This window comes from Amycolatopsis vastitatis (assembly GCF_002234595.1).
Lineage (GTDB): Bacteria > Actinomycetota > Actinomycetes > Mycobacteriales > Pseudonocardiaceae > Amycolatopsis > Amycolatopsis vastitatis.
On the sequence record NZ_NMUL01000102.1, the window covers coordinates 1 to 7226 of the forward strand.

General features: G+C 67.3%; 6 protein-coding genes and 1 pseudogene. 4 read left to right on the forward strand and 3 right to left on the reverse strand.

Translation table 11 applies throughout. The features are described from left to right. The first annotated feature begins 36 nt into the window (after positions 1–36). The 3 genes from CF165_RS49430 (at position 37) to CF165_RS49445 (ending at position 3885) form a co-directional block, all read left to right on the forward strand. A complete protein-coding gene (locus CF165_RS49430) occupies positions 37–270 on the forward strand; it encodes a CGNR zinc finger domain-containing protein (protein WP_338023753.1) in 234 nt (77 codons plus the stop codon). A 317-nt stretch (positions 271–587) separates the two neighbouring features. After that, the gene (locus CF165_RS49440; RefSeq protein WP_093954527.1) at positions 588–1175 is read left to right on the forward strand and encodes a 4a-hydroxytetrahydrobiopterin dehydratase; all 588 of its coding nucleotides are present in this window, start codon (positions 588–590) and stop codon (positions 1173–1175) included. Positions 1176–1581: 406 nt separating this feature from the next. Next, a complete protein-coding gene (locus CF165_RS49445; RefSeq protein WP_240522218.1) occupies positions 1582–3885 on the forward strand; it encodes an NACHT domain-containing protein in 2304 nt (767 codons plus the stop codon). Positions 3886–4119: 234 nt separating this feature from the next. Here CF165_RS49445 and CF165_RS49450 read toward each other — a convergent pair. The 3 genes and pseudogenes from CF165_RS49450 to CF165_RS52385 all read right to left on the reverse strand — a co-directional run. Continuing rightward, positions 4120–4407, reverse strand: a pseudogene (locus tag CF165_RS49450) (transposase); the annotation flags it as partial. A gap of 820 nt (positions 4408–5227) precedes the next feature. Continuing rightward, positions 5228–5689 carry a hypothetical protein gene (locus CF165_RS50990; RefSeq protein ID WP_143268961.1) on the reverse strand — a complete coding sequence of 154 codons (462 nt, stop codon included), beginning with the start codon at positions 5687–5689 and terminating at the stop codon, positions 5228–5230. A gap of 379 nt (positions 5690–6068) precedes the next feature. After that, entirely contained in the window at positions 6069–6779 is a 711-nt protein-coding gene (locus CF165_RS52385) for a tetratricopeptide repeat protein (RefSeq protein WP_205661249.1), read from the reverse strand. Between the two features lie 18 nt (positions 6780–6797). On the opposite strand from CF165_RS52385, the gene CF165_RS52390 reads away from it, so the two are divergent. Next, positions 6798–7226 (forward strand): hypothetical protein (locus CF165_RS52390; protein WP_205661250.1); only part of this gene is annotated, 429 nt, incomplete at its 3' end.

Genomic DNA, 7226 nt, shown 5'->3' on the forward strand with positions numbered 1-7226 from the left:
AGCCGCACGAGGTCCTTCGTGCGTGACGACGAAGGAATGGTCACCGGCACGCACCTGGCGGCCACCGTCGCCCGAGACGCCGTCGAGTTGCTGGCCGGTCCCTTCGCACACCGCATCCGCACCTGCGCCGCCGAGGACTGTCACCTCATCTACGTCGACGCCTCACGCCCGGGCCGCCGCCGCTGGTGCTCCATGGAGCACCAGCGGCAACCGCCGCAAGGTCAGGGTGCTGCGCGCCCGCCGCAACCAGCGCCACCAACCGCACGATGAATTACGAGACATCCCTTAGCAACCCCACTGACGACGGCCGGGCGGCGCGGATCGCATCCGCCAATTCGGCGACCGTCGGGTGCCCGTCCGCGTTGATCCGACGATGGGGCGGCACTCGTGGATCACGTTCGGTCCACAGCTCACGCCGGACGACAGCCTCGGCCACTCGCCATGGCCTCACCACCAAGCGATCCGTCTCCAGCACCACCTCACGCCCCTGCCTAATCCCGCTGCCATGAGAAACACTCTCCCACGGCAAACGTCCTGTCACGCCGAAGAGCGGACGTCCGCTGAGGCGATCCGGATAGCCTGGGTGGATGAGCGAACGGATCTCGCCGCAGCAGTTTCACGAGGCCGAGGGCGTCGATGACTGGAAGGTGCTGTTCTCCGGGGCGTGCGCACACTTCCGCACCGAATCGTTCACGGCGGGCGTCGCTCTGGTGGACGCGATCGGCAGGCTGACCGGCGCCGCGGGCCCTCACCCAGACCTCGACCTGCGGCCGTCAGGCGTGACGGTGTGCCTGCCGCCGGTGGGTTTCGGGGGCCAGAGCGAGCGCGACGTCGAACTTGCCCGGCAGATCTCGTCCGCGGCGCGCGAGTTGGACCTGCCTGCCGACCCGGCCGGTGTGCAGACCGTTCAGATCTCCATCGACGCTCTCGTCACCGAGAAGGTGATGCCGTTCTGGCGGGCCGTGCTCGGGTACGAGCAGGTCGGTGACGAGGACCTGCTCGATCCGCATCGCCGGGGGCCGGCACTGTGGTTCCAGCAGGCCAAGGCCCGAGTTGCGGCGGCGATCGCCGCCGGCGGACGCCTCCTGAGCGACCGGAACGCACCCGCATGGTGGGCGCTGGCCGACGCCGAGGGCAACGAGGTCGACCTGGCCACCTGGATGGGCCGCGCGTAACCGGGGTCGACAAGTCGCAGCCCCAATCGCCCTTGCTCGCTCGCCGTTGACACCGCTCGGCCAGCGAACTCGAGCTCCCCCTGAGTGCGCGCTCATGCCGACGAGGGGGTCTGCCCACGGTTCTCCCGTCCGTGCCGCGTTCTGTTTGATTCTGTGCTCCAGCGCGGATAAGGGGTTGTCCTTGCTGTTCGTCAGATGAAGTAGCCAAGGGCGGCTTGGACCGCCGTCAACACACGGCCCGTGACCGCTGACTCGAGACGGTCCTCGCTTGTGGCAAATGGTGGTTCCTTGACGCCGTTTGCCACAATGGGTCTTACATCGATAGTCATGTGTGGTCAGAATCAAAGGTATGACGGGATGGAGACGGTGGGCATCGGCCGTGGCCGCACTTGTGACCGGGTGTGCTGTGCTCGTCTTCGCCTTGCGTTCCTCGAACGGGCTGGCGTCGGCAGCCACGATCGGTGCGCTCATCGCCGGGTTGACACCGCTCGTCGTGGGATTGATCATGTGGGCGCGTCGGCCCCCATCCGTTCCCGCGACCACCTCGACTCCCGAGCAGGTCGACGCGGCCCGACGGCAGCTGGCCGGACTGGTGTCGAGACAGTGGCAGACGGAGATCATCGTCCGCCAGCTGGACGACCCGGGCCCGCTCGCGGTGCGGTGGCACTTCACCGAGCTCGACGTAGTGGACCGCGCCGAGCACATCGCCAGGACGAATCCGCTGCGGTCGCTGATCCGTCGAGGGCGGCCTCGATTTACCGGCCGAACCGATCGCATCGGCGACATGGCCACGGAATTCCGCAGGTTGACACGGCGCCGGCTGGTAATCGTCGGGGAGCCGGGGATGGGCAAGACCACGCTGGCCGTGCTGCTGGTCCGCGAACTGCTGGAGCACCCAGAGCCGCACGACCCGGTTCCCGTTCTGTTGTCGATGTCCAGTTGGCGCCCTGACGCCGAGTCCCTGTACGAATGGATGTCCCGACGGCTCGATGAGGACTACCCCGCGTTGCGGGCCACCGCCTTCGGCCCGGACGCTGCGCAATCTCTGGTGACTCAGCACCGGATCCTGCCGATCTTGGACGGCCTGGACGAGCTACCGGCACAGATCCGTCCCAAGATCATTCTCCGCCTGAACGAAGTAGCCACCGACCCTCTCGTCCTCACCTGCCGGACAGCGGAATACGAGGCGGCCGTGGTGTCGCCGGGAGGGGACGTGCTTACCGCTGGGGCGGTCATCGAACCTGGTCCCCTCGTGCCCGCCGACGCCGCCGCCTACGTCGAAGGTTGCCTGCCACCGCGGACCCTCAGCGACTGGCGGGGCCTGCTCGCCTCGGTCAACGGCGACCGGCAGACTCCCGTCACCCAGGCGCTGTCCACTCCGTTGACGCTGTGGCTGCTGCGCAAGGTCTACGTCGAGACCCGGACCAGTCCCGCCGAACTGTGCGACATCAGCCGCTTCCCCACCGCCGACTCGATCACCGAGCACCTCCTCGACCACCTGGTCGAGGACCTCATCCGTGCCAACCCGCCCCACGGGAAAGGCGACGAACACCCGTTCCGTCCCCGACGTGCCTGGGATCCAGCCGAAGCCAAGAGGTCGCTGGCGTTCCTCGCCCACCATCTGACCGCCATCGGCAGCCGCGACCTCGCCTGGTGGCAGCTCCGCCGCGCCGCGCCCCGCTTGGTCGCGCTCGTCTGCGGCTCCGTCGCCGGGCTCGCGCTGGGGCTCGTGGCCGGGCTCTACACCCTGTTCACCGTAGGGCCCGCGAGCAGTCTCGCGGTCGTGCCGGCCGCGCTCGTGTTCGGTTCCGTGGTCGGACTCACCCGGAGCCTCACGGTCGGGCTGGGGCTCGGACTCGTGCTCGGCCTGAACTTCCTGGTCGCCGGCCTGTCGGCGTTCATCGAACACCAGCCCGAGACCGGGCTGATCATCACGATCCCGGGTGGGGTCACGACCATCGCCGCCGTCCTGCTGGCACTCGACGATGTCGGTCACCCGGCAGATCAACGACCGGCCTATGTCGATCTGCGCCTACGTGGGCGAACCCGGCTGCTCGCCCGAAAGCTCACAGGCTGGGACGAAAAACGGCCGGTGCTGACACTCGGGATCAGACTCATCCCCGGGATCGCGGTCGGGCTCGCGACGGGACTCTCGAACGAGTTCATCCACGCCAGCACCGACGGCCTCGAGACCGGGCTGGTGTTCGGCGCCGTCGTCGGTCTCGCGACCGTACTCGCGGCCGGGCTGATTGACTGGGCCGAAACTCCACTCAGCGATGAGCGCCCGCAAACCCCCATCATCATCTTCCACCATGACCTGCAACTGCTGTGCCTCAAATCGCTCGCCGCCGGAGCCGCCGCCGCGGTCGCGTTCGGTGTACTGGACGCAATGACCATCGGGACCGGCCGCTCCTACGGCCTCGCCTACGGCCTCTCCGGCGGCCCCCTCCTCACCCTCACCTTCGGACTGCTGAACGGAGTCATGTACGCCCTCGGAATCGCGCTCGGCGCCGGACTCCACCAACCCAGCGGGCGATACCTCATCACCGCAGCCACCTTCCGCGCCCAGCGCCGGGTTCCAGTACGTCTACTGAGCTTCCTCGACGACGCCCACCGGCTCGGCATACTCCGCGAGGCCGGGCCGGTCTATCAGTTCCGACACGCCAAAATGCACGACCACCTCGCCCGCGAATACGTGACCCACACATGATTCATGGAAACTCGCCGCACCTCATGCGCACGACCTCACGAATATGGGACGTGCACGAGCACCGATCAGACATCCGCTCATGCCGCCGAGAGTGACTAGTAGTGCTTTGTTGGGTGGTGTTGAGCTGGGGTTTCTGTTGTGGGGTCCGGGTTGGGACGGGTTGTCGGCAGGTGTGGCAGACGCCGGTCCAGACCGCGAGCAGGGCCTGGAGTTCGCGCAGGACTGCGTAGAGACTCAGGCCTGCGCAGGGGCTTTTGGGGTGCGGCGGAGCTGGGTACAGATGGCTTGGGCCACGGCGGCGAGGGTGACGTGGCGGTGCCAGCCGATCCAGGATCGGCCTTCGAAGTGGTCGAGGCCGAGGCGGTCTTTGAGTTCGCGGTAGTGGTGTTCGATGCGCCGGCGGATTTTGGCCAGCCGCACCAGATCCCGCAGCCGGGTGTCGGCGGGCAGGGTGGAGAGCCAGTAGTCGGTGGGTTCGGGTTCGCCGGGTGGCCACTCGGCCAGCAGCCAGCACTCGGGCAGGTTGCGGCATCGTCACGGCTACTCCAGAGCACTCACGGCATCCCAGCCCGTATCCGCCGAGTTTGAGCTGGTCCCAACGTTAAGGGGCCTCAACACCGGTTCCTCACGTATGCCTTCCCGTCTCGTTCACCGGGCCCGGCCCATCCGGCAGTCCAGGGCCGACCCGACTTCGTCACGGCTGCTCCCACCCTCCCCACCGTCCCGTGGATCAGGCTGCCGCCCACTTCACCCAACCGCTACGACGGCCAGGCGACGAAGGTCTTTCACCTCCATCCGGATGAAACAGCGCCTCGCGGCGCACCAATGATCTTGGAACAGCCCTCTGATGGTGGACGTCAAGCCGCTGCATTGAGTGAGCAGGCCGGACAACGCGCACACCTTCACCTGGACTGAGCATGTGGTGCGGTCACACGGCTGGCGGTACGAGGTGTGCAGCGAGCCGCCCCTCGCCGAGTTGGAGACGTGCGCTTTCTGGCTGGCTAGCCGTGACTGGCTGTTCGGTCACGAGTTGCTGGCTGACCTCGGTACGGCGGATCTCGATGGCGCCACGCTGGGAGTTGCGTGGCGTCCCCTGCTGGGACGGCCAGCCGCGCTGGTGCGCTCGGCGGGCGGTGCCGCACTGGTCGCCCACCTCAGTTACCGCTCACATTGGCCACAACAGGAGGCGCGCGGTCCGTGTCGACGGCGGCCACCTCGACGCCGTCCTCCCGTGACGGCCTGGACTCGGCCGTGCCACGGGGAACCTTGCGCGCCGATGGCCCCTCCCAGCGTCGCCAGGAAGGGCCATCTTCAGCCCTCGAACGGAAGGTGTGCGCACGAATCAGCAGTTGCGGAGCGCCCATCTATCGAAGCTCTGGCGGGGGTCGTTGCCGAGCACGTACCTCACATTGTTGGAGATATTATCACGCACAGCTTTCTGCCAATCGGTGCCGTTGAAGAAGAAAAGCTGGACGCAACCCCCGGGGCCGACATAGAAGCCCTGGGCCGTGCCCCACCCGAAATACGTGTCCGTGCGCCGGTGGGCCGGCAAAATCGCGTCGTAGAGTTCGTTCCCGTTGCAGATGTTTATTACACCTTGCCCGATACCGGTCTCATTGCTGATGTATCCCGCCGGGTTTAGGCCCGGAGGACAAGGATAGGCAGCCGAAGCTGAAACTGTTCCATCGGGTCCCAGCACCACCGTCCGCGTCTCGGTGTTGGATGCAGCGTTTGCGGGAATGCTCATCGACATCACGGTGATTACCGACAAGGTCAGTATCGCCAGCCTTTTCAGGTACTTCATTTGCTTCCTCCAGTTAGGACGACGTTCAGCGACGCCTTACATTGGTTCTTCACAGAGGATCACACCAGAAGCCGAACCGCTCCCCGAGTGGGACCTCCGCCGTGCTGAACACTTCCATGATTCACCCCCATCCCCCGGAAACAACAGACGTCGACGCAGACACGGACACCGGCAACGACTGATCCCCAGGCACCACCGTGCACCGCACCGGATCGGCCGTGATCAGATAGCCACCGGAACTGCGCTCGATGCCGATCCCCGCCTGTCGCAGCCGGGACAGAAAAGCTTCCGGCGGCCGATGCGCCCACCCACCGAGACGCTAACCGGCGCGGCTGGCGGAACCCTTGCGAAAGCTTGACGGGGCAGGTCACGGGCGCAATCAGGTGTTGCGCAGGATGATCTCCGGTGTGTCCGGAACGGGCTGCCGGAGCAATCGGGCGACGTGGTCGCCGGTGATGGCGCCGATCTCGCGGAGGATCGTGATCGACCGGTGCCAGCAGGCGCGTGCCTGGTCGTGGTTGCCCACCAGGTGGTGAACCTCGCCGAGGCCCCACAGCGCCTCGGCTTCCTGATAGCGGTCGCCGGTGTCATGCGCCTTCGACGCACCGCGCTGGAACCAGCCGACGGCTTGGTCCGGTTCGCCTGCACGGGACCAGGCCCAGCCGAGGTTGGCCAGCGCGACCGACTCGCCCGAGCGGTCGCCCACTTCCCTGTTGAGCGCGAGCGCGCGCTCGCGGCAACCAATCGCCTCGCCGAACCGGCGCAAGCGCTGGTGCACCAACCCCAAATGGTTCTCGGTGGACGCCAGCCCGTAGCGGCGGCCGATGCTGGAAGCCTCCTCGAGGCACTCGAGCGCCTCGTCCAGGCGGCCCAATTGCCGCAGCGCGTACCCCAGGATGTTCAGGCAGGCTTGCGCGTTGCGGGGCTCGTCGAGTTCCCTCCACAAGTCGAGCGCGGCACGGCCGCAGGCGATGCCCCGCTCGGGCTGCCCGGTGATCGAGACGGAGATCCACGCCACATCCTGGAGGGCGAAGGCCTCCCCGTGCCGGTCACCCAGTCTGCGGGCGACCTCGGCGGCGGCTTCGCGCACGGCGATCAGGTCGTGCGAATGACCTCTCAGATCGAAGAGACGATGGAGCACGGCCGTGAGCCGCACGCCGTGGGCGGGCGCGGGGTTGGGGGCTTGAAGCGCCTGGCGCGCAACAGCCACCAGGTTGGCGTGCTCGGCGTCGACGGCGGACTGCAGATGCTCGCCGTGGACAAACCCGTACTCGGCACAGGGAACCACAGCGGCGTGTCGCTCGTGGAGAAGGTCCAGGAGGCAGTGTTCGACCGCCGCGATCCGATCGACGCGAGCCGCGGCCTCGGCGAGATGGCCCAGCGCGCGGCGCAGCACGATCTGCTCCACCGGATCGGCGCCGCCGGTCCGGTCAGTGCCCGGGCGACCGTATCGATCGCGCCGATTGCCGTGCATCGCCCGGACCACATCATCGAGGCGGGCCAACACACGCCCGGCTCGCCGCGGGTCCCGTTCACA

Bases quoted from the DNA above. Each gene is read 5' to 3' on its own strand.
- CF165_RS49430 (WP_338023753.1), top strand. From the start codon at position 37: ATGGTCACCGGCACGCACCTGGCGGCCACCGTCGCCCGAGACGCCGTC.
- CF165_RS49440 (WP_093954527.1), top strand. From the start codon at position 588: ATGAGCGAACGGATCTCGCCGCAGCAGTTTCACGAGGCCGAGGGCGTC.
- CF165_RS50990 (WP_143268961.1), bottom strand. From the start codon at position 5,689: ATGAAGTACCTGAAAAGGCTGGCGATACTGACCTTGTCGGTAATCACC.